The sequence below is a fragment of the Candidatus Njordibacter sp. Uisw_056 genome (genome assembly GCF_047730085.1).
Classification (GTDB): domain Bacteria; phylum Pseudomonadota; class Gammaproteobacteria; order Pseudomonadales; family Balneatricaceae; genus Njordibacter.
In genome coordinates this window covers 2,848,701-2,872,241 of record NZ_CP159830.1, presented here as the reverse complement: position 1 = coordinate 2,872,241, position 23,541 = coordinate 2,848,701, and the positions used below count along the sequence as shown (strand labels likewise).

19 protein-coding genes are annotated in these 23,541 nt (G+C 42.1%); 13 read left to right on the top strand and 6 right to left on the bottom strand.

What is annotated here, in order from left to right; genetic code table 11:
* The first annotated feature begins 107 nt into the window (after positions 1 to 107).
* The 6 genes from ABXT60_RS13680 to ABXT60_RS13655 all read left to right on the top strand — a co-directional run bounded on the left by ABXT60_RS13680 (position 108) and on the right by ABXT60_RS13655 (position 7,375).
* A complete protein-coding gene (locus ABXT60_RS13680; RefSeq protein ID WP_443630650.1) occupies positions 108 to 1,256 on the top strand; it encodes a DUF6538 domain-containing protein in 1,149 nt (382 codons plus the stop codon).
* Positions 1,257 to 1,561: 305 nt separating this feature from the next.
* Positions 1,562 to 1,873, top strand: coding sequence for a hypothetical protein (locus ABXT60_RS13675; RefSeq protein WP_443630649.1), 312 nt, complete (start codon positions 1,562 to 1,564; stop codon positions 1,871 to 1,873).
* Positions 1,874 to 1,914: 41 nt separating this feature from the next.
* On the top strand, positions 1,915 to 2,502 hold the full coding sequence (locus tag ABXT60_RS13670) for a hypothetical protein (protein WP_443630648.1): 588 nt from the start codon (positions 1,915 to 1,917) through the stop codon (positions 2,500 to 2,502).
* A 531-nt stretch (positions 2,503 to 3,033) separates the two neighbouring features.
* A complete protein-coding gene (locus tag ABXT60_RS13665) occupies positions 3,034 to 3,921 on the top strand; it encodes an inverse autotransporter beta domain-containing protein (RefSeq protein ID WP_443630647.1) in 888 nt (295 codons plus the stop codon).
* A complete protein-coding gene (locus ABXT60_RS13660) occupies positions 3,922 to 4,878 on the top strand; it encodes a hypothetical protein (protein WP_443630646.1) in 957 nt (318 codons plus the stop codon).
* Between the two features lie 439 nt (positions 4,879 to 5,317).
* Positions 5,318 to 7,375 carry a hypothetical protein gene (locus ABXT60_RS13655; RefSeq protein WP_443630645.1) on the top strand — a complete coding sequence of 686 codons (2,058 nt, stop codon included), beginning with the start codon at positions 5,318 to 5,320 and terminating at the stop codon, positions 7,373 to 7,375.
* Between the two features lie 140 nt (positions 7,376 to 7,515).
* On the opposite strand, the gene ABXT60_RS13650 is transcribed toward ABXT60_RS13655, so the two are convergent.
* Positions 7,516 to 7,713 carry a hypothetical protein gene (locus tag ABXT60_RS13650; protein WP_443630644.1) on the bottom strand — a complete coding sequence of 66 codons (198 nt, stop codon included), beginning with the start codon at positions 7,711 to 7,713 and terminating at the stop codon, positions 7,516 to 7,518.
* Between the two features lie 139 nt (positions 7,714 to 7,852).
* Positions 7,853 to 8,233: a hypothetical protein gene (locus ABXT60_RS13645; RefSeq protein ID WP_443630643.1), complete on the bottom strand. Its 381-nt coding sequence runs from the start codon at positions 8,231 to 8,233 to the stop codon at positions 7,853 to 7,855.
* A gap of 890 nt (positions 8,234 to 9,123) precedes the next feature.
* On the opposite strand from ABXT60_RS13645, the gene ABXT60_RS13640 reads away from it, so the two are divergent.
* From ABXT60_RS13640 to ABXT60_RS13615, 6 genes are all read left to right on the top strand, one after another.
* Positions 9,124 to 9,672, top strand: coding sequence for a recombinase family protein (locus ABXT60_RS13640; protein ID WP_443630642.1), 549 nt, complete (start codon positions 9,124 to 9,126; stop codon positions 9,670 to 9,672).
* Between the two features lie 848 nt (positions 9,673 to 10,520).
* Positions 10,521 to 11,588 carry a TRAP transporter substrate-binding protein gene (locus tag ABXT60_RS13635; RefSeq protein WP_443630641.1) on the top strand — a complete coding sequence of 356 codons (1,068 nt, stop codon included), beginning with the start codon at positions 10,521 to 10,523 and terminating at the stop codon, positions 11,586 to 11,588.
* A 70-nt stretch (positions 11,589 to 11,658) separates the two neighbouring features.
* A complete protein-coding gene (locus ABXT60_RS13630; protein WP_443630640.1) occupies positions 11,659 to 12,174 on the top strand; it encodes a TRAP transporter small permease subunit in 516 nt (171 codons plus the stop codon).
* A complete protein-coding gene (locus tag ABXT60_RS13625; RefSeq protein ID WP_443630639.1) occupies positions 12,171 to 13,529 on the top strand; it encodes a TRAP transporter large permease in 1,359 nt (452 codons plus the stop codon). Before ABXT60_RS13630 ends, ABXT60_RS13625 begins: the two co-directional genes overlap by 4 nt.
* A gap of 16 nt (positions 13,530 to 13,545) precedes the next feature.
* Positions 13,546 to 14,904 (top strand): cache domain-containing protein, encoded by a 1,359-nt coding sequence (locus ABXT60_RS13620; RefSeq protein ID WP_443630638.1) that lies wholly within the window; start codon positions 13,546 to 13,548, stop codon positions 14,902 to 14,904.
* The gene (locus tag ABXT60_RS13615) at positions 14,898 to 15,539 is read left to right on the top strand and encodes a response regulator transcription factor (RefSeq protein WP_443630637.1); all 642 of its coding nucleotides are present in this window, start codon (positions 14,898 to 14,900) and stop codon (positions 15,537 to 15,539) included. The genes ABXT60_RS13620 and ABXT60_RS13615 overlap by 7 nt, the downstream gene beginning before the upstream one ends.
* Positions 15,540 to 16,028: 489 nt before the next feature.
* Here the strand turns inward: ABXT60_RS13615 and ABXT60_RS13610 are convergent, their stop codons facing one another.
* The 4 genes from ABXT60_RS13610 to ABXT60_RS13595 form a co-directional block, all read right to left on the bottom strand.
* The gene (locus ABXT60_RS13610) at positions 16,029 to 17,099 is read right to left on the bottom strand and encodes a helicase RepA family protein (protein WP_443630636.1); all 1,071 of its coding nucleotides are present in this window, start codon (positions 17,097 to 17,099) and stop codon (positions 16,029 to 16,031) included.
* Between the two features lie 316 nt (positions 17,100 to 17,415).
* A complete protein-coding gene (locus tag ABXT60_RS13605; RefSeq protein WP_443630635.1) occupies positions 17,416 to 19,461 on the bottom strand; it encodes an LTA synthase family protein in 2,046 nt (681 codons plus the stop codon).
* Positions 19,462 to 20,125: 664 nt separating this feature from the next.
* Positions 20,126 to 20,368: an amidohydrolase family protein gene (locus ABXT60_RS13600; RefSeq protein WP_443630634.1), complete on the bottom strand. Its 243-nt coding sequence runs from the start codon at positions 20,366 to 20,368 to the stop codon at positions 20,126 to 20,128.
* 579 nt (positions 20,369 to 20,947) lie between these two features.
* Complete coding sequence (locus ABXT60_RS13595) at positions 20,948 to 21,658, bottom strand: GntR family transcriptional regulator (RefSeq protein ID WP_443630633.1); 711 nt, start codon at positions 21,656 to 21,658, stop codon at positions 20,948 to 20,950.
* 411 nt (positions 21,659 to 22,069) lie between these two features.
* Between ABXT60_RS13595 and ABXT60_RS13590 the strand changes: the two genes are divergently transcribed.
* Positions 22,070 to 23,230: an ABC transporter substrate-binding protein gene (locus ABXT60_RS13590; protein WP_443630632.1), complete on the top strand. Its 1,161-nt coding sequence runs from the start codon at positions 22,070 to 22,072 to the stop codon at positions 23,228 to 23,230.
* Positions 23,231 to 23,541 lie beyond the last annotated feature (311 nt).

Sequence of the window (23,541 nt, the reverse complement as noted above, 5' to 3'; positions counted from 1 at the left end):
CAACCGTAGAGCCTACCGTAGATCCTTACAGTAGAACTATCGTTAAACTCACTGTGCTTGCGACTTTGTATCAACTTTAATTAAGTTTACTAAGTGGGGATGGGTTAATGCTGCATCAACAGTGCGTGCCACATACGTTTATTAAAGCAGGTGTTTATTACTATACTAGACGTGTGCCCAAAGGCGTGCGACATCATTATGGCTGCAAGTTAATCAGTTTTTCATTACGCACAAAATTCGCCGAAATCGCATCAAAGCGCGCAGAACAGATGAGCGCTAAGTTTGAGCATGTGTGGTTTCAGTTAAGTTTAGGCAACAAGGCAGAACACAAAGGCATTTTAGACAATGCGGCTGAAGTTGATGTACCCAAACTATCTCAGGCGTTGGAATACTACCTCCAGCAAAAGGCTGGCAGCAAGAGCAAAAACTTCACTCAATCTAACCACATTGCCTGCAATGCTGTATTTGCTTTAGCAGGTGATAAACTCATAAATCAATACCAGCGTAAAGATGCGATGCAATTGCGTGATTATTTGGTTAATAAGAAGTTGGCTGGCACAACAGTAAGACGCAATGTGGGCTGTGTCCGCACTATCATCAACTTTGCCATGAGCGAGTATTCGCTGGAGATGAATAATCCATTTCATAACCTCTTCATAGAGAAGCAGGCGCGCACCTTGAGGCGACTTCCAGTGCCACTTGATAGATTGATCGTTATACAACAAGAATGCATGGAAATCGCCGATGAGAGACGGCTGTTGATACTTTTGCTGTCTGGTTCATTGATGCGCTTGAGTGAAGCGGCTGGTTTATTGCAAGAAGATATTGTGATGAAAGGCGATATGATGATCGCTTGTATAAGACCAAATAAACTAAGGGACTTGAAAACCCGTTCAAGCGAACGACAAATACCATTGGTGGGTCTTGCACGTCACGCTGTTGAAGTGTTGCTGTGCAATAAGAGCAGATCATTATTCCCAACGATGGTGGGTAATGAATTGAACGGTAATTCGGTTTCAGCGGCTGTGAATAAATGGCTAAAGCCACGGGTTGTAAAAGGCGTAACGGCGCATTCGTTTAGGCATACAGGTAGAGACCTACTGCGCGAAGTAGAGTGTCCAGTGCCTGTGATTGATGCAATTGGAGGTTGGGTTACTGCAAAATCTGTGGGCGAAGGTTATGGCGCAGGGTATTCATTGGCAGTAATGGAGCAATATCTTGAACGGGGGTTTGCGTTGGTATCTGCGAGAAGGTGATCGTTGCTGTGCATAGTAATAGTATAAAAACGAAGAGTATGAAGCGAAGGGAAGTTGATGGACAAACAGTCTGAAAAAAAGCATGCGAACATATGACAGTCTTTAATTTTCACAGATGGAAACAGAGAGGCAGTTTAGATAATTTTTGCGCTTGATAAACTTGATAACCCTGGACCTACTGCATCTGAAGTTGCTGCACACTCTGCTTTCCTAAAAGCGATATTGATACGGCAAGAGTAAACGGACCAAACAAACTTATCAGGCTGTTAACGTTGGCGAATATTTTTGTTAGTATGGAGAGAGAAATGTTGCTTAAGATGAAAACTATGGAAGAAACACAACCATTACGATTTGCACGACTGCTTCAGATGGTTCGTAGTATGGAAGCAGACATGGGGATCAATGCACTCAACAAGGCTGAAAAGATGTTATTCACCTGTGTTGGAGACCTTTGCTTAGGCGCAGACAGCCCTGTCAATTTGACCCAAATTTTTGCACATCCAGATGTTAAAAAAATGCCCCAGGTCACTGTTTATAAATGCTTACGTGATTTAAGAGTAAAAGGTCTGCTGGAACATGTTGGTGGGCGTGGCTCTGGACTCTACCGACTTGGCTAAGATACTTTGTAATTATTGATAAAATCCCACGGACGGCGATCATGACAACAAAAATCACCCCCTTCATCATCGCATTTGGCTGTTATCTCGCCCTGCACTTTCTTCAATTCTTCGTCATATTCCCTCTAGAAGCCAAATATGGTTCAAATGTGACTTGGCTTGCAAGCCTCTTCTTCTTTCCACATTTGGTGCGTGTACTGGCTGTATGGATGCTAGGTCCTTTGGCATTTTTTGCGTTGTTGCCAGCAGATATTATTATCCATTTAATTCTCCACCCAGATCGTCAACTGACTGACTTACAAATGTTAGTCCCATTTGTGAGCAGTGGGTGTGCAGTTATTGCGTTTGAGTTATTTAAACTCGTGGGTATTAATTTTTACATGACGGCAACTAACACATCCAATTGGCGCTCCTTGTTTCTCATAGGTGCTATTGCTTCAGTGATTAACTCTGTCGGTTTATCGGTGTTGTATCAGGGTTTAATCATACCCGAGGAATCACTACTTTTACTGGGGAACTATATGGTAGGGGATGTATTAGGACTGTTCTTTGGACTCTTAGTGTTAATGGTATTAATGCGACTATTGAGATTAAATGCAGTACGTAAACAAAAAACTCCAACCTTTTAGTCCCTCTGTGAAAAAATCCACTAAGGCACCCACAACCACCAGACGGCGCACTTTTCCTTTTTAGCATCATCCAATCTATTTGGTTCCCTCCAACATTAGCCCACTCCGAACTAGAAATAGTAACTGCACACTGTCTTCTACTATATTTTTATATACTCCCACGGTTTTAAAGCCTTCAGGCATTAAAAACCCATTTATCAAGTCAAAATGATCATTTTTTGTATTCATTATGCTCAAATTTCTAATGTAAGTGAGTATTTCTGCTGCTTACATTTATTATGGTAGAGTGATACTATATTTTTTTATAGTCATTTGGAAGCGCAGCAATCATGGCAATGTGACAAGCACGCCAATTATTCTGAAACAAAAAACACATCAAACCAGCCCTGCAGATGGAAACTAACAATGATCTTAAAGAGCCGTATGCTTACCTATCCAAGGAACATTATCATATTAAGCAGGAGGCGTTGCATTATGCTCCGCAAGTCTACTCGACAGTTATTATCAACAGCCTCTGTGCTAGGGATTGTTATGGCTTATTCGACTGCACAAGCGTCTAGCGAATATATTGTTGACATTGCGACAAGCGATGCTCCTATTGAGACTGCAATCAAAAAAGTAGAAAGCCTTGCACTGGCGGCTACCAATATCAAAATTGACACACTTGAGCAAAAGGCTTTAGACAATAAGTGGAGTCACCTCGATCTTTCGCTGGGCTGGGATAATGATAAGCCTACATTGAGCATTATGTCGGTATATGGATTAAACGAAACGAAGAATTGGTTTTTTTTCAACCAGTCATCGTTAGTTAATTATAACGACGGAAACACTATCAATCTTGGATTTGGTGCGCGCCACATTAATGACAAGGAAACACTTATATTAGGAGTAAATGCCTTTTATGACTATGAATTCGACTCTGGTCATAGGCGCTCAAGCCTGGGTATAGAAGCATTAACTTCTCTCGTAGAACTTAGAGCAAACAGTTACAGTGCGCAGTCTGGCACCATAACGTACAACGGCATTAATGAAACTGCATTAGGCGGATATGATTATAATTTAAAGGCTCAACTACCCTATTCATATTCATCAAACATTTATATAAAGCGAACTAAGTGGCTAGATAATATCGATTACTCCTCAAGCATAAAAGAGTGGGGTATAGAGGTAGAGCCAGTATCTAATGTCAAAATAACACTAGGCTCTCAGCAGCAAAACATGGCTGACTCGAAATTCGTAGGCACCATAACCTACAGCATGCCATTTGGTCAGGCTGACACCTCAGCCAAGCCAAAGCATAGCGGCAACTGGTCAACCTCCTTAGAATCGGTTCGTGACAAACTCTACAAGCCCGTACAACGTGAAAATAGAATTGCAAAAAAAGCAATTAAACTTGGTCTAACAGTAAGTGGGTATTAAATGATGAAAAAAATCTTTCAAGTTCTACTTGCCTTACCTCTCTTGCTATCAGCACATTCGTTGCTTGCTGCAACAAACATTACTGTTCCAGGAGGTGGCGGGGTTACACCAGACTGTCCTATTCTCAGCGATGGGACAGTTGGTTCTCTAGAATTAGATGATAATACGAGCCCCTACGAAAACCGCTGCATAAGTGACGTGCAGACATTAAAAATGAACCTGTTTAAAGTCGGTCTATGTAAATCTGTACCAGACGAAACTAACCCAACTATTGACTGGTATGAAAAGTGTGTATTCATTCTGGACAACCTGACTAATCCTGTTGAGGTTGAATTTTCGCTGGGAGAGCCTCAAACAATTAATAATATAGACCTGTCAAAGTTGACAGAGGGCACGTATACACACGCAGTCGTCTTGGAACAAAATAAATGGTTTTTTAAATCCGCCCAACTTTTTTCTCAGCCGTTTCAAGGGCGCTCAACGGCTGGGAATCTATGCTATACCATAGGTAATGCTTCCTATAATAAATTCTCTACTACATCATTGACAGACTTATCGATGGAGTGTGTTGCTAACGAAGCAGCGATGGAAGCAAATGGAAATTATGGCTGGATGTACAATGAAACTTTTTGGATTGGTTCGGCTGCGCCGATGAAAATAATGTCCAGTGGTAACAAACTCTACCTACTGTCTGACCAAACTACTTTAGCCACTATTGATAACAGCAACAAAACGTCCAATGCGAACTATGAATTAGGTTTAATGTATTTTAGCGCACCTTTAAAAATTAATGCTAATACAACAAATATTGACCTGGGATTTGCAATGAAGGGGTATGGACGTATGGAATTCTCTACTACCGGACCGTGCGCAGATAGCGCTAGAGCATCAGGCATAGAAGGTTGTATCAACGCTATAAAAACTAATGACTTTGATATGAGATTTGTTGCTGAATAATTCAGGCACAAGTTATAAGTGATACGCACCCAGTTTAATAGACACTTTAATTGGTAACAATGTAACGCAATATGAGTCAAAAAAAGGTATGGGGGTTTTCACAGACTATGTGAAAGCCTATATGTGGTATTTCATAGCCGAACATAAGGGTAATAGACAGGCTGGTGTGGATAGGAAACGTATTACTATTAAAATGACCCCTGCTCAAATAGATAAGGCACAGGCGATGGCTAGCCAATGCCTGCCATATGAGAGTTCATTTTTCTGATCGTAATAGGCACGGATTACATTGCTTTATATCAACCTAAGAGCCAATAAATAAATCATATTAAAGACGGCATATTAAATGTGCCTTTATGGTTAATTAGATGCCGCTCGTGCAAGCCTGCTGCTGAACTAGGTTGCGCTCGTTAATTTGTAATTACTAGGGAAGGTGATCATGAAATCTGGATTTAGATATTTTTGTTTTGTATTTGGGTCGTTGTTGGCAACTCAAGTGTTTGCCACAGATATGTCAGGATGGTCTGACAAAACGGTCTGCCGTTTGGTGAAGGCTGGTGGTGGACAAGAGCAGATTGACGAAGCGACTAAGCGTGGACTTGATTGCGCGCTGCCTAAAGTCAAGACTAGCGCAGTATTATCAAGTTCAACTAAAGTAGATCTGCTTGATGCCATAGTTGTTCCCCAAAATTGGCAACCGATCAAAAATCAAAAAGTCTTTGACCAAGAACGAGAAGTCATTAAATCCGCTTTCTCAGATCACAGTGGGTTTTATTGGAAAGGTGCATCAGTTGAATATTGTTTTCTTGATGTAATGCAGAATTTTGAAGCCAACATGAAAGTTGAAGTTGAAAAGGCTAAAGGTGTTGGTTCATTTGATGCATATCATAAACCGATTAGCATCTGTTCATTGGCAATGGCTGAACAATTATCTCGCCTAGGAATAACACCTGACTATCTTCAAGACATGATGCTCACATGGGCAACAGATGAAGTATTCAAGTTTCCATCTAAAAATGTGTCTGCTAATGAATACCAACTTCGTACCTATGCAATGGCAAGTTACTTAGGCGTGTATGGTGGTTACTATGCGATTCACGCTAGCGAATTCGACTACACTGATGAAGAGCGACAAATTGTAGAATCGTATTTTTCAAAGCAATTGATCAAGTCAGACATGAGCAAGCGTGCACCACGAGGATTAAAGTCATGTGATTTCAATTCAACATCGCGCCTTGCTAAAGGTCTTAACAACGGTAAGATGAGTGTTGATACTTGTGCGAGTCCCTTGTTGAAGTCAACTACTGGTGCTATTGCATTAGGCTTGCGACTTGGCGATCAAGTACTATTTGACGCTGGTATTAAAAATCTTAAATTATTACTGCGAGTGTTTGATGAAGAAGGTATTTTCATCCCTTATGCAGCGAGTCGTGGATCAGCGGCGCTAGGTTATTCCAGTGAAATACCTTTGCACTTAGGTGCATTAACCGAACTGTTAGATACAGTTGGCTATGACTTTCTTGAACATAAAACACCGAATGGAATGCTCGTTAAAGACTTAGTTGCAGCACAAATTAATATACTCAATGACCCTGATATGTTGCTCAAGTACACATCAAAGAATGGTGCGTATGGTGGAACTGGTGGTGACACAGTTGCAATGTTTAATAAACTTTCTTTGATTGAAAAATGGAAATACTCTAATACTGGAATCAAGCAAGTGGTGCGTCAATCAGCACGATACATTGACCGCTTTCGCCCAGACCTTCAAGAATTTAGGGATCAGAATTACGTTAAACTAGATCAGTATGGAAGTGTTATTAAATCAACAGATGATCACATGATCATTGACCCATACATGTTGTATGTGGCTAATAACGATATCACTCCCTACAAGATGGTTGGCAGTGACGAGGTTTTAGGAGTTGTAGCAGAGGTTTTAACAGAAGAAGATATTGCCCTTGCAGCATTTAATGCTAAAGAAGCATTTAAACTAACTAAAGAATATGACATCCAAAAAACCAAAGCCAAGAAAAGTGACAAAGTCATTTCTTTAAAGTGGCAGAAGCAGCACACCATAGATGGATTAGTTTCTTGGTTAGACAGTGTTAAATGGGAAGGTTCGCTTGACGATGCATTAAGTCTAGATGGATCTTTAGGTGACGCTGCATTGACTGATGGTGTGTATGCTCTGCATTATATGCGGGTTAGTAATTATACTGGGAAGTTAGGACACCGAGGAATTGATAAGTTAACTGTACTGGATGGAAGCATCTTATTCGAAGCGAAACCTGGATATAAAGAACCCGTGCAATCGCAACGTAAGACGATGAAATTTGAAACAAATAATGGTTTACTTATAGCGACTGGAGACCTGCAATACGAACTTGATGACCCCATAGCGGAGGTAACATTCCGAGGTGTGATTGGCACCAATTTCCTTATTGGGACTACCAGTGGAAGAGACATAGTTATGTTGCATCTGACTAAATGGTAGTCACCATCTTATATAGAGAGTTGGGCACATAGGACAGGGATTATTTTTACCAGTCCAGACCGGGAGGCAGTTTAGATAATTTTGCCCTAAATTAATTATTATTTAAGACAATAAAAAGGCACATTAAATGTGCCTTTTTGTTAACTGCTACTTGCTCTTTGCGCCTGATTTCGCTGTGTGCGTAGTTCATTTTGAGCCTTCGCAACCTGCTCTCTTTCCCGTTTAACTCGGTCCACTTTCTGCCGCTTGTCTTTATCAGCCTTATCTTTTTTTGCCTTAACTTTGTCATAGTCCTCTGGTCCATACGCCTCTTCTTCCTCTAAATCCTTCAATCTCATTGTTCATTTCTCCTTTAATTTAATGTTGGTTATATCGGCGCAAGAGTGCACGGTTTTTCTCACATACAATACTGCCAAGCATTGCCTTGCTGGGTAGGTCCGATTTGATGCACTCATAGCAGTTATATGCCGCTTTAATTTATCCTATGAAAATAGGTGTTGGGGTTCTGTTATCAAGTTCTCTGTCTGCCAAGTTACTTATTGCCTCAAGTAACATATGTCGTATTTTTATGTTTTGGCTCTCACTGCATTTGTGGTGTCGTGCCGCTATCTCGTATGCAATAAAAAGTTGTACCTCTGTCAACTGGGTAATGAATTGGGTTGATGCGGGTGCTACCAACTTTCGCTCCTCTATGCCTTCCATCAAATGTGCAATGGCGCTCGTAGATAGTTCAAGTTGCTGCGCCTTTATACTTCCATAATAACTTGGGGATTTTCCACATAACTCGGAAAAACCTCTCACGGTCATTCCTACATATAGGTTACTTATTTTTTCGTACAGTTCTTCTGTAAATGTCATTTTGTTGTTCTCCTTGTTGTCTCGTTAATATCCGCTCTGCGGATAAAGACTGCCTTATCGTTCGCAGTCAAAGACTGCTCCCTTATCAGGTCAGTCTTATTTTTTACATTTATTAGTGTTGGTCATTGTTTAATCAATATTTTTTAACTGTAACTCTATCAAAGGCTCTTACCAGGATTTCAGTCCACACTTCGCTTGTCACAGCGAAGTATGGAATTTATTTTGATCGTTTTAGTTATTTCTAACGCTTGCCTATCAATCTACCCACAGTGACATAACAAACCCCATTTTGCTCTGGGAAAGGCGGTTGAGCGATACCTTATTACTTGCTGCTTCATCAACGCTGGAACACAGATTTATATGTCATCAAATCATCTGCTACCTGTAGGTTACAATAGTTCAGTAGAGCCTACTCATTTCAGGGTGGCGAATCCCTAAGCATGCCGTGTTGGATACGCAAATATCTATCGGCTTCATTCTACGAATGGCAGATTCTTTGCGAATGCAGTAACAGCATCATCTATCTTGATCCATGTGGGACGAAAACTTGATGAGTGGGTCTGTCTACGAATAGTGGTGCCCTGTTAGCACTGTAATGCTAACTCTCATTCTGTCGTCTAAATGTATTTATCCTTAACTGTCTAAACTATTTAAACTGTTTAACAAATACGGTTATTGCTTTTGTACTAATGTATTTAGTCATTCCTAAAGAAAAGGTGCTGAAACGCGTTTAAAACAGCGATTTCAAGAATGTATCTTTTTGGGTATAGCGTAGGGACTACATTATGATGAATACGCTCAGATGGGATTTATGTAGTCAAAAGGGTTGCCGTATTTTTTTGAATACAGGACTATTGCCAGTTCTAGAGTTCAATGAATACAGGTGAGTCATGAAGGGTCAAAGCGTAGGATATATTCGTGTTAGCAGCGTTGAGCAAAATGAGATTCGCCAACTTGCAGGTGTTGATCTAGATATGCAGTTCGTTGATAAAATCACAGGATCTGTCAAAAGTCGTCCTGAGTTGGATAAACTACTCAATCATGTTCGGTCTGGAGACACTGTTCATGTACACGACATTTCTCGCCTCGCTCGTAATGTGAGCCACTTACTTGAATTTGTGGAGTTGCTGACAAAAAAGGGTGTGTCTGTGAAATTTCATCAAGAAGGTCTTCACTTCACTAGTGATCAAAACCCTATACAAGATTTAATGCTAACGGTGATTGGTGCTATTTCAGCATTTGAACGCACCTGCATCAAGCAGCGCCAATATGAAGGCATTCAGATTGCAAAAGCAGCAGGCAAGTATAAAGGACGCCAATCAACAATTAATAAGTCGGCGATTCTTGATTGCTTGCGCGATGGTCTATCTTTCCGAAAGACTGCTGAAAAAATCAATGTGAGTCTTTCAACTGTTCAACGAACAGCCAAATTAGCGTGAGTCTTTGCCATGCTAACCACCAGCGGCGATGATGGATACATTGGCTTAGAGCGGGCTGATTTCAAACAGACCAATGATGACTTCGTGTTGTGACTCGCGTTAATCCGAAGATGTAATGCATTAAATACGTACCGAAGAATTATAGTCTTGGCAAGTTCGGGTAATGACCCTTGACCGTAGCGCCTCCCGTAGTACCCTACAGTTGTACATTGTCATCAGCACTGTTTTGTAACTTATTGATTTACTTATTTAATAGTTTAATTATTAGTATTTAAGTCACTCTCCTGGCGCGCCATTAAAATTAAATACTCAGCAATATTTCTGAATATAATAGTAAGCTAATATTTGAATCTGGTTCCGTATTAGGTTCCATCTATCCTCTGTCCATATTGAGTTGACCTGCTTTACGCAATCACCAGCAGGGGCTGTATATTTAGCTCCCCGCGCTCAGCATCTTCAACCTTATTTTAAAGTTTATCTAGAAGGTATTGGACAAAAGCCATACAAGCTAACGCCCATTGAAAATCTAGTCTTTGCCCTGCACCATTCTGCCCATATCGATCAATGAAGTGCCTTTAATTAGGGGGTGTGTTGTGATTTCTATTTTTGCGCTAATAACAAAAGGGACCAAACAGCATATTAGTAGGCAATTATTTTTTTAGAGAGGCTAAATAGATAATATTAGTAACGATTGCTTTCTATTTTCTGGTCTTTCATGTGGTGCGAACTGAATTACTACTTAGTTTTTCCTGAATAAATTCTAAACCTAGGTGGTATTACTAATAGTTCGTTACTTTCTTTTTTGACAAGATTAATGCGCTTAAATAAAAACGTAATAAGGAAATATAATGTCAATTCGTAAAAATCTGGCGATATTCGCCAGTACTGCAATTGTACTTATCAGCGGCTCTGCTTTTGCAGCTGAGAAAGTGTACCGTTTAAAACTGGCTGAAACTTGGCCTACCAACTTTCCAATCTTCGGAGACTCCACCAAAAACATGGCAGCTATGGCAAATAAAATGTCTAATGGTCGCCTCAATATCACCGTAGATTCTGCTAACAAACATAAAGCTGCGCTGGGCGTTTTTGACATGGTCAAAGCCGGTCAGTATGACATGGCCCACTCTGCGTCGTATTACTGGAAAGGTAAAGACGCCAACACCTTGTTCTTCACCACCATGCCATTTGGTATGACCACTCCAGAGCAGTACAGCTGGTTCTACCATGGTGGTGGCATGGAGTTAATGAATCAGGTTTACGACAAGCATAATGTTTTATCGTTTCCTGGCGGCAATACCGGCAACCAAATGGGTGGCTGGTTCCGCAAAGAAATCAACTCTGTTGAAGACTTAAAAGGCCTAAAAATGCGCATCCCTGGGTTTGCTGGTGAAGTGCTAGCTGAGCTAGGAGCAAGCCCCACCAACATTCCAGCGGGTGAGCTTTACACTGCATTAGAGCGCAATACCATTGATGCTTTGGAGTGGGTAGGTCCTTCACTTGATTTGCGTATGGGCTTTCACAAAATTGCACCTTACTACTACACTGGTTGGCATGAGCCTGCAACAGAGCTTCAGTTCATGATCAATAAAGACAAGTGGAACGAACTACCTGAAGACCTACAAGAGGTGCTGAGGGTGTCTATGCGCACTGCAGCTTACGACATGTACATTCAGTCGTATCACGAAAGTGCAGAAAACTGGGCAACCATGAAGCAGGACTTCCCTGAGATTAAAGTGAAGACCTTCCCTAAGCCAGTTTTAGATGCCATGAAGCAAGCTAACCAAGACCTGCTTGAAAAGCGTGCTGAAGCTGATCCAATGGCCAAAACCATCATTGATTCACAAGCTAACTACTTGAGCAAAGTACGTGTGTGGACCAATATTTCTGACCGTGCTTATCTTGAAAGTTTAGATTAAAGATCTTCAAGTTACCCTAAAGCAACGACCTTTATGTCGTTGCTTTAGGGTTCCTGCATTTAATAAGGAAATGATGATGTTATCGCGTCTTGAGCTTTGGATTAATAAATTTTCTGATTGTTGTGGAATATTAGCCTCCCTCCTATTTATATTAATGTTGTTTAACGTTTTTTATGACGTTTTAGCCCGATATTTGTTTAATCAAGTCTCTATCGGTATGCAGGAAATGGAATGGCATTTATTCGCCGCCATGTTCCTGATAGCAATCCCTTACACTATCCGAAGTGAAGGCCATGTTCGGGTTGACTTTATGTATGAGAATTTTGGTGCACGAGGTAAGGCATGGGTCAATTTATTTGGCACACTTTTTTTATTACTACCCTTTTCACTACTCGTTGCATGGTTTGGTATCGCCTTCAGCTATCAAGCCTTTGAGCTTTCTGAAACCTCTGGTGACCCTGGTGGCCTGCCATATCGTTGGATTATAAAAGCCATGATTTCGGTCTCTTCTTTAGCCATGTCACTGTCTGGCATCGCACTGATCTTGGGTGCAAAAAGGGTGCTCGAAAAAGGTGATAACTCATGATGGAATATATCGGAGTTATTATGTTTTTTGCAGCACTTGCTGCGCTCGTTTTTGGTTATCCTGTGGCGTTCACCTTTGGCGGTGTTGCGTTGATTTTTGTCCTGATTGCCCAATACCCTATCCTCTCAGAAATGGTGGCAGAGGGAGCTTCGGTGGCTGAGTTGCTAAAGGAAGCCACACATACGTTCGCCTTTATGCCCTACCGTATAGAGAGCATTATGCAAAATACGGTACTGATGGCAGTGCCGTTATTTATCTTTATGGGCATTGTATTGCAGAAGACTCGCCTAGCTGAGCAGTTATTAGAAGCAATGGGTCGATTATTTGGGTCTGTTCCTGGTGGCTTAGCAGTTTCCACTATTTTAGTGGGCTCCCTGCTGGCTGCGTCAACTGGGGTAGTGGGAGCATCCGTGGTTGCAATGGGGCTTATTTCATTGCCCGTTATGCTTAAATACCAGTACGACAAGTCACTGGCCTGTGGGGTTATTTGTGCGTCGGGCACATTGGGACAAATCATTCCACCCTCTATTGTGTTAATTATATTAGGTGACGTGCTCGGGATCCCGGTAGGTGACTTGTTTAAAGCAGCGGTTGGGCCTAGTTTAGTCTTAGTGGGTTTGTACATCGCTTATGTTTTATATCGAACGTGGCGTAATCCGATAGACGCCCCACCAATGCCTCGTGAAGACAATGGTGTGGGGCAAGTAGCTTATATCTTTGAGGCACTCAAGGCCATAGTGCCGCCACTAATGTTGATTCTTATTGTTCTAGGATCAATTTTTTCTGGGGTAGCAACCCCTACTGAGTCGTCTGCACTGGGTGGTGTGGGAGCCTTAGTTCTGGCATTGTTATATGGTAATCTCAATTGGAGTGTAGTCTACTATTCGGCGCAGGAAACTATTAAAATAACGGCTATGGTGTTTGCTATCTTGCTGGGTGCGACAGCCTTTTCGATGGCATTTAGCTACACTGGCGGCGACGCTATTGTCGAACAGCTTTTGCACGGGTTACCCGGTGGTAAAATGGGCTTTTTGATAATGTCCATGGTTGTGGTGCTCGTGTTAGGTTTCTTTATAGATTTTGTAGAAATTAGCTTTATTATCATTCCTATATTAGCACCAGTGGCAGATTCGTTGGGTATTGCGCCGGTTTGGTTTGCCATTTTGGTGGCGATGAACTTACAAAGCTCATTTTTAACACCGCCGTTTGGCTTTAGTTTGTTTTACCTTAAAGGAGTTGCGCCAGCTTCTGTCGCCACGACGGATATTTATCGAGGGGTAGTGCCTTTTATCGTCATTCAGGTTGCGGTGGTAATGAGTATTTTGTTTTTCCCAAGCTGGTATGGTTTACTGTAAAAAAGGACACTGAGGAATGAAATTAAAGATCAAAATATTACTATTGGCTATCTTGCCAATGTTAATAGTCGCGCTTTTAATTTCGTTCCTTAGTAGACATCAAGTACAGTCTCTTTCTGAGCAAGAGATTAAGACGTTTGAAACTAATTTTCTGGCCTCAAAACGTAATGAATTAAAAAATTATGTTGAGTTAGCACTAACCTCTATCAACCCAGTATTGGCAGACGCAGCGTTGTCTGATGCCATGGCTAAGACGGAAGTGAAACGTATTTTAAATGGTTTGATTTATGATAGTGACGGTTATTTTTTTGTGTATGATCAAACTGGTAAGAACTTAGTCCATCCGATCACTCCGATATTGGTTGGACAAAACCTCTACGACTTGAAAGACCCTAATGGCAACTACGTCATCCGCAGCCTTCTAGAGATGGCTCAATCTGGCGGTGGTTATCATCGCTATCTTTGGAACAAACCCTCTGAAGATAGTATTCAGGAAAAAATGAGTTACGTCGTGGTCATCGACCGCTGGAAATGGATGATGGGCACAGGGTTATACCTGGACGACATCGAATTGGAAGTGACCAAAATTCGTAAGCAGGTTAAAATTAACGTTCATCAAACGTTTGTTAAGCTGTTACTCATCGTTTTAATTGCCATTGTTGTTATCACGCTCCTTGGTTTAGGCATCAATCTGCACGAAACGCGAGTTGCGGATAAGCGTTTGCAGCAACTTGCGCTTAAGTTTGTGCGGTTTCAGGTTAACGAGCGACGGCGATTTGCCCGTGACTTGCATGATGGCATCAATCAACTTCTTGTTTCAGTTAAATACCGTTTGGAGTCAGCTACGGCCAAAGTTAAGCGCAGTGAAACATTAGCCACCAGTGACCTTGAGGGTTGCACCGTTGTGCTCGATAGCAGCATCCAGGAAATTCGTCGTATTTCCCACGACCTGCGACCAAGTTTACTTGATCTAGGCTTAGAGCATGCCGTATTAAGCTTGTTAGATGAATTTAAACAGCGCACTGGTATTAATGCGTTAGTTGAATTCGACTTTGAAGCAGGGCAACTGCCAGAAGATATTGAAATTACGTTATACCGGCTTGTTCAGGAAGCGCTAACCAATATTGAGCGACATTCAAAGGCCTCTCGTATTCAGCTCGTGATTTCAATGGAGGAGCAAAAGTTAACCTTTACCCTCTCTGACAATGGAGTTGGATTTTCACTCAAGAGCATACAAGCGAGCCCATTAGGTATAGGGTTAAAAAATATGCAGGAACGGGTAGAGTTAATAGGTGGGCACTTTAAAATCCGCTCGAAAGGAGATGAAGGAACCTCCATTCGAGTCGTCTTTATCTTAGAGGATTACTCATGGTAGATATTATCCGTATTGTGTTGGTTGATGACCATGCATTAGTCTTGGAGGGTATTTGTGCCCGACTAAGTGAAGAAGATGATATTGAGATTGTAGCTCAGGCGGGCAATGGTTTGGATGCCCTAGCTGTGGTTAAGGCCACTCAGCCTGCGGTAGTGCTGATGGACATTTCGATGCCGGTGATGGATGGCATTGAGGCGGTGGAGCGACTTGCTCAGGATCACCCAGATGTTCGGGTACTTATATTAAGCATGCACAACAACCCAGAATATATTTTGCGCTTAATGCGCACAGGGGCCTCTGGTTATGTGCTAAAAGATGCACCGTCGAAAGAACTGGTCAGTGCTATTCGGACTGTTAACAGTGGTAGCACTTTCATTAGTTCTGGGGCATCAGAACAACTATTCTGTAATTCTCAGGTTGCGGCAGTGAAAAACAAAAGCATACTCACCAAGCGTGAAATAACAGTATTAACCATGATAGCAGAAGGGCTGGCTAATAAAGAAATCGCTCATTTCTTAGAGTTATCGGTCAGAACTGTTGAGGCACATCGGCAAAATATTAAAAGTAAGTTAGCGATTTATACCCCGGCTGGGTTGACTAAATATGCGATTGAGCATCAGTTTGTTAAGACTTAACCAGGTCATCCTCTCTTGCGCGATGGATTTAGATCCACAAAAAGGTATTGCCGTCAGTGTTCCTGGCCCCATTCTCATTAATAAACAGAGCTTTAAAATGAACAAAAAACAATCTTATTTGTAAAGTAGAACCATTAGTTGGGTAACTACTTCACACTACTTTAGTTCCTACTTTTCCCTACTGTAGGCATTTATTCACGTCTACTTTAAATGGCAAACACGGCATCGTAGGCCTATCTACTTGTCATCTACTTTAGATATAACCCAACCTGACCACTCCCCACTTAGCACCCCGCTTTAGACGCTCCCTACTTTAGCTTTTTTAAACACGAAGTGGGTAGTGCTATAGATCAATGGCTACGTGGGTTTGAGGCCTAAAATGCCCCTTGCTCCCCACATTATCTATATATACACGGGAAGTGGGGGATGGAGGGGGTACTCCCTGCTTTAGAGGCTGCTCCCCACTTATTCCCCATTTTGCTCCCTACTTTATTTATTCATCACTATCATGCCGCTTTCTTCGCGAAGCTGGCCGCCATTCACTAACTTAGCAAGCCAAAGGCTAAAGTGCTTCACAACCAATCCTTGCGCTTTTAGGTCGTCAATTATGATGGCTCTTGTCGTAGGGTCTCCAGCTTGTGTCCGACTTCGCACAGCCTGCCAAAGCGTTTGATGGTTGCCGCTCATGCGACTGGCCTTGGGTAGTGCGTCTTCGTTATCTTTGGGCTGCCTTCCTACGGAGGTTAAGCATAAGGAATTAATATCGTCACCATCGGAATCTGTGCGAATGTGGCCGCTGATTAAGTCATAGGCCTTAGTGTCTGGCTGCTCAGCATCTTTCATCTTGGAACATGTCAGCACTAGCGCTTGTTCGCCCTCACCATCACGGCTTACTCGATACTCAACATCGAGGGCTACAGGTAGTGAGCTTGAACCACGCCCTCCGCTATCAACGTTTTTGCCTGAGTGGTGCACAACCAATACAGTGGCCCCAGTAAGCTGCTTAATGGTGTCGCAGCCCTGAATGAATGCGCCCATATCTCTTGATGAGTTTTCATCATTTCCCCCATAACATCGAGCAAGCGTATCAAGAATGACTAACTTAACTGCATGGCCTGTATTGGCTTTGATCTCTTGGCAATACTCAAGAACTGTCTTTATTTGGTCACTGTCGGCAGGAAATATGGGCACAGGTAAACGAGCTAAATTATCAAGATTGGCAACCTGATGATGCAGCTCCCAAGCCCTAATACGCTGTGTTACACCAAAGCCACCCTCACCAGCAACATAAAGCACAGCCCCTTGCTTGACCTTATGCCCATCCCAATCTTTGCCAGTAGCAATATGGCAGGCCCAATCTAGTGCTAGAAAGCTCTTAAAGCTCCCGCTTGGCCCATAAATACTGGCAAATGAACACTCAGGTATAAGCCCCTTGATTACAAAAGACTTTTCTTTGTCGTAACCGGTTGAGCCATATTGAAGTTGTACCTTTGGTGGCTTAATTGGTAATGCGTCCACTTCGGCCAAGGTCGTATTGATTTTTGAAGCTAGATTATTCATTTAAGACACCCTCAATCTTGCTTATGCGTTGCTGCCCAAGTACCCGCCTTTCACGTTCAGTGGTCGTCAGTGGCCGCTCATTTTTTTCTGCTGAGTTGATTACGGCAACTTGAAAGAGTTCATCTTTGAGAACTTTTTCGTATCGCCTACGCTTTCCCTCGGTTAGATCACTATCCGCTAACTTCTTATAAAATAGGTCAGCTACATTCAGTCCTATGGCTGCAGTTACGTCGGTAATCTCGCAGCCAGCAAAGCAATGAATTAAGACCCTATGTATACTAATTAACACAAGGTGCAAATACAAAAGCCACGGGAACTACTGGGGGTCTTCACCGCCAATGTCAACCAAGCCTTCTCCCACTAATTGTTTGCGCGTCATCCAGTCCACCAAGTTGTCATAAACTTGCGCAGACGCAAAATCAGCCTCTGGAACTGGTGGCCCTAACGTAAGCCCATGTCCGATTAACAGGGGATTAAAAACATCTGGCTTTGTTTTTAATCTTGCGCCCTTATTGGTGACAATGTAACGGTCACTTGCAGCAAAATTGTGTGGAGACCCTAGTTTAATAGGTGCGAGGATGTTGCGACCCATATTAGGGTAAATTGCTTCAGACAAAGACAACTGATATAAAGTAGGCATGATATCTTTATGTGATGCCACCTGTTCAAGATCTACAGGCGTGTTCGGTTTGTAAGAACTTGGTATATAAAGGTAAAAAGGTACGGCTATATTGCGTAATACACCACCTTTAAAGCCAGTCAGCCCTCTTACGGCGTGGTCACCTGTAGCTGCAATAATGGTGCTTTCCGCAATATCACTGGCTTTAATGCGGCTAATAAACTGCCCTAAATTGACGTTGGTGTATTTAAACGTAGCTAAGGAATGGTCTGGCAAGCTGCCAATCTTGCTCTTTAACTCCGAATCAACTACGGGTTCGTTGCCAATGAACGAAGTAGGTACTTTATATGGGGGGTGGTTTGTGGTGGTTAAAGTCACAACAAACAAAGGCTGCTTATCTGTACCATGTTGAAGCATTAGGTTAGCTGCATAATCGTACATATAAGCGTCTTCGCCACCCCATACATTGGTGGGCATCTGTGGGTATTGCTGTAATAATTGATGAGCACCAACAACTTCATCAAAACCTTGATTTAACAAAAAGTTTGAGCGGTTACGTATGCCTTCATAGCCTGTGTAAATAAACACAGTTTTATATCCCTTACGCTGAAAAACTTTCGCGGCTGCAGTGTCCAAAGACACCTGCTTGTACTTAGATTGAGTAATTGTAGGCAAGTTAATGTTGCCCAGCATGGCAACCAGCGAACTTTGAGTGTCATTGCCAGCGGGTAAAAAGTGTTGAAACCAATAATCCTGTTGCAAGTGCCCTTTTAGCCCGCCCAACAAGTCCACTTGACCCCCAAACTCTGAAGTTAGAGGTTCATTGCCAAGGCTCTCTACCAAATGTAAGACCACATGCGGGGGCTTTTCAGCCAGTAGCTCAAGTTTAGGCGTAGACACAAAAAGCTGAGGCCACAAAGCTCCTTCTCTAGCCTCGTGCCCATAAAAAGCCTGATACAACATGCGCCCTTCGGCATCGTTCGCGGGCGCTAAATTGCGAGAATCTAAATACTCTAAAACGGCATAATAAACCGCCAGGACACCATTAGGTACTGCATTATTATACGTAGGCGAGGCTGAAACAATCAGATGTTTATGGGACAATGGGAAATTACTAAAGCTACCTCTGCCCAAAGATAATACCAGGATTAGCGAAATCAACACAAACCCCGTTGAGACCATAACTCCTAGCTTAACACCCACCCATTGTACCATTAGCCATTTTGCCATTTTATAACAAACTACAGCTACAATAATTGATGCTATAAGACTGGCCAAACCATAACCTAAAAAGCTACCCGAGCCCCAAACAGATTCTGCAATGGCATTGTTGTCGTATTTTAAGTTCTCAATGGCAGAGGCGTTAAACGGGGTGCCGAAAAAGGCAATGTATCCCACATTGGCAACAGACAATACCACCACGCATACTGCTACAACGCCGCCCCAAAACAGTCCCAACCACAGCGCGCACCGTCCCATAAACGCGGGCAGCAACACGGCAAGCAAAGACACCAGGTAAACCGGAAGAAACAAACGAATAGACGTGGCCACATCAAACCGCAACCCCTGCCACAATACCCGCCAAAAATCGGCATTTACGATATTAATATCAGCACTGAAATGAACCAGAGAAAACAGCCGGACACAAACCACTGCCAAGGCCACTGTAGCGGTAACTAAAGTTAACCACACTACTTGCTTTACGTAGGGCAAGATTCCAAATGAGGTATTATTAAAATGCATGAAGTGCTCTTATATTATTGTTTTGTGGATTATGAATAAGCATGCATACACCACTAAGTAACCATCACATTAGATTAAGCAAGGCAGAGGACATATGAAATCGGCGTGCATAATAACAAAGCTAGTTATAAGATTAAAGTCCACGAGCTGATAATGTGAGCTTTAGATGGGCTGAGAGTTTTCTCATTTTTTATCGCACCTTAGGCGCTTTTGGGACGGCTGTTGATTTATTTCTACTTAATGACCAAATCAATTATACTTTGCCACATACTTTGCCACAACGCATTAAAATACAAGCCGTAATTGGAGTGATTAATTCCTATGATATTATTGTTATACGTGCCTATTAAGGAATATTTTAATTAAAAATATATTAAGTAAGTCGACTCGCTCCTGGCGCGCCATTAAAATTAAATACTTAGCAATTATTCAGGACCTATTAATGAGCTAATAATTAAATCTGGTTCCATCTATTCTTTTTCTTAAGCACCCTGAATGACTCTGTGCAGTTACCAGCAATGGTGATACGTCCAGTCTCCTCATGCCCCAACGTAATGTATTAATGGCAAGTCTCAAGACTTTCAGATATCTTCCTGTGTTAATAATGGGTGTTTTTGCCTTATAGAAAAGTAACGTTAAAGTATAAAGTATGTTTTCAAACAGTTTAAGCCTCTCCTTTTATCCACGTCTGCTGCACCATCATATCGTCATCAATTAAAAACAGATCGGCCTGAAAACCTTTGGCGATTCGTCCGATTTTATTGTCGAGCTGTAAAAACTGTGCAGAGTAAAGTGAGGCCATTCGTAATGCCTCTTCCAGCTTCAAACCTACTTGCTGTTCAGTATTGCGCACAGCACTAGCCATGTCTAAATTACTGCCAGCCAAGTTGCCATTAGGAGTAGTCACCTTTTATTCACACCTACTTTAAAAGACACATTGTATAATGTCAGGATTATTCTTGCCTGTGGATCGTCGCTATAAAATCTGCAAAGTACAGCACTATGACCGCAATTGCATTTGCTTTTCATTACGAGCCAAGAGCGCTGGAATAGCAGCGAAACCTGCTGAACAAAAAATATAAACTTTACGTATCTTGTGGGAGGTGTCCACTTTGATTCACCTAGTGGAATGATATACCGCTTTCATTTAACCCAATAAAAGCCATTCCTTACATTGATCGAGAGTTTTTCATGTTACTGGTTTGGTGCGTCATTGCTGCCAGCCCACTTTCAAGTTAGTCGTCAGTGCTGATGTGTGAACTTGAGAAAGGCATAATCGCTTCCATCCCCTAGGCAACTGGCTTCAAAATAAAGCGTTTTTTTGGACATAATGTTAGGTACGAGTAAATTGTGATTAGGTTTTCTTGAGGTAAATGGGGAGTAAGGCAAATGGAATTAGCGCGCAATTAAAAAATATTTTTACCTAGTGGCTTGGAATTTTTATGGCAGGTTAGTCTGCTAAGCCTTATGAAGGCCATATGCAGGGCTACGCCATGCCAAACACTTTAGCTAGATCAGGTCTTTGGGGTTTGGACCTAGAAAGGTCTAAGCCGGAGTGAATATGTTGTAGGTGTTCAAATACCAGTCTTTCAGCCTCACTTGGCTCGCCCTTTTTGATCGCCGCTAGGATGCTTGCATGCTCACCATCTGGACAACTGGAATGTCCACTATCGCCAAACAGGCCGACGATCAGTGAAGTCCTTGTGACTAATTCACGAATAATTCTAATGAGCACTGAATTTCCACTAATACTTGCTAGCTTGACATGAAACTCACCAGAAAGCCGAATAATGTGAGAGCGATCTGAGTCAGCATGGGCTGCGTGCTCTAGCTTAATGTGCTCTTCAAGGTGACTCAGATCAGGGCTTTGGGCTGCAATGCACAAGCCATGAACGAGTTGTGGCTCTATGAGCATGCGTGATGTAAACACATCGTTGGCTTCTTTAGGGCTGGGACAGGCGATAAAGGCGCCTCTATTAGATTCTAGGTCAACAATACCTTGGCTGGCCAACAATAACAGTGCACGCCTCACTCGCATACGCCCAACACCAAAAACTTCACATAGCTTTGCTTCGCTGAGTTTGGTTTTTGGCGCGATACGTTGTTCCATAATAGCCGTATAAATACGGTCCACCACGATTTGCTCTTCAGGATTTGAGGTATAGGCATCGCCGCCCATAGCAGCCGGTTGAGTCAATTTAACCTCCCATATTTGCATGAAAATACTTTGATCATTAAAGGCCTTACCTTCGCCTTAGTTACGATTATTGTACATCACAGGCGTCTATACTGTCATAAATACATGTTCATAATTATTGTTATCAAAGATCATGAACAATTTGGTGCATTGTCTAATAATCTGTGTTCAATATAGTGCACTAAATCTATTTTTAATGGATAACAAATTTAATAAAATTTAAGTTATTGAAATATATGATAAAAATAAATAAATATGCTGTTAAATATTGGCACAAAGTTTGCAAATATTGAATCAGGCACAGAAAATAAGTGCTAATAGTGCGACCTAATACTAATTTAATCAGAAATAAGGAATTTTTTAATGCTTATAAATAGCTTTTCGAAATGCGCCGCCTTGAAGGCGTCGCTTGTGACAGCGGCCATTGTTTTGACAAGTGCATACTCACCTATGACTTTGTCAGCCAATGAGGTGCTTAAAATTGGTTTTGTTGGCGTGACCAGCGGCCCTGCAGCCTCATGGGGTATTTCTAACCAACGCTCCATGGAAGCAGGTGCTGCTATCATTAATGATAACGGCGGTGTCAAAATAGGTAGTGTCACTTATGACCTTGAGATTGTTTCATTTGATGACCAAAAAGACCCTAAAAGGGCCATTGCGGGCATGGAAAAAATGGCACAAGAAAATATCCATTATGTAGTGGGCCCCAATGTTGATGATGGTGCAGCAGCTGTTCGCCCTGTGGCTGAACAAAATGGCATTATCTATTTTCCTTATGCATTCCCAAAATCACTTTATCAAAAGCCGGCCTCTAACGCGGTACTGGGTATGGTGGCGAACTATCAGTCTGGGCCTGCAATATACAAATTCTTAAAAGATAATAACGGCGTTAATACAGTGGCATTTATTGCTGCTAACGAATCTGACCCTCTTACTCAGCGAGAAAGTGGTGTTGCTGCTGCCGAAGCACTTGGGTTAGAAGTAATTTCAAAAACTGTCACTTATCAGGTCGATACAACGGACTTTTCGCCCGTTATTATCCCTATAGTGAAGCTTCAGCCTGATCTTTTGGTGTTGTCGGGAGTTGCCCCAGCCAATGCGCCGCAAATAATTCGCTCGGCACGAGAACTGGGCTTTCAGGGTTTGATCTCAACAGAGACAGGTCAGGATGCACAAGTGTTACAAGAAGGCGCTGGCAGTCTTGCTAATGGCTTTATTTCTGTAGGCGGTGCTTCAACACCGACCATTCGCACCAAAAACATGGAGGCCTTCATTGCTCGTTACACAGAAATGTTCGGTGAGTATAATGATGAGTCTAATACCAAGGTTTATGCTCTTGAATATATTGTAGAGACACTCAAAGCCAATCCAGCTGCAATCAACAATGTTGATGAGTTTAAGAAAACCATGGATACCTTCAGTGCACCTAATCAATACCTCAAGGGTGATCAAGTGCTTAGGTACGTTGGCATGTCTTCTTTTGGCCAACGCCGTCAGCTATCAATACCTCTGGTTGTTAACGTTTTCAACGAAGGCAAGTTTGAAACCTTATTCATTGCCGAAGTCGATTAACTTCGATGCATTGAATTAATATCCTATCCCAGGGCTTTGCCCTGGGTGTCTAGCGAAAATATTGCTCTGGAACAGGTTCTTGTGAATGGGCGGTATCTTGGGATGCAATACGCGTTAATTGATCTGGGATTAACCCTAATCTTCACTGTCACCATTTTTAGAGTCAGTACTTTTATTATCAAAGACTTTTGGCTTGGAGAAAACAGGTGCAATTGCTTCAAATACGCATTCGTAACTATTGTCAGCAAAGATTACTAACAATTTGACAAAAATTGTTAACAATTGTAAGGTGCATTAAAGTTGGTGCATGT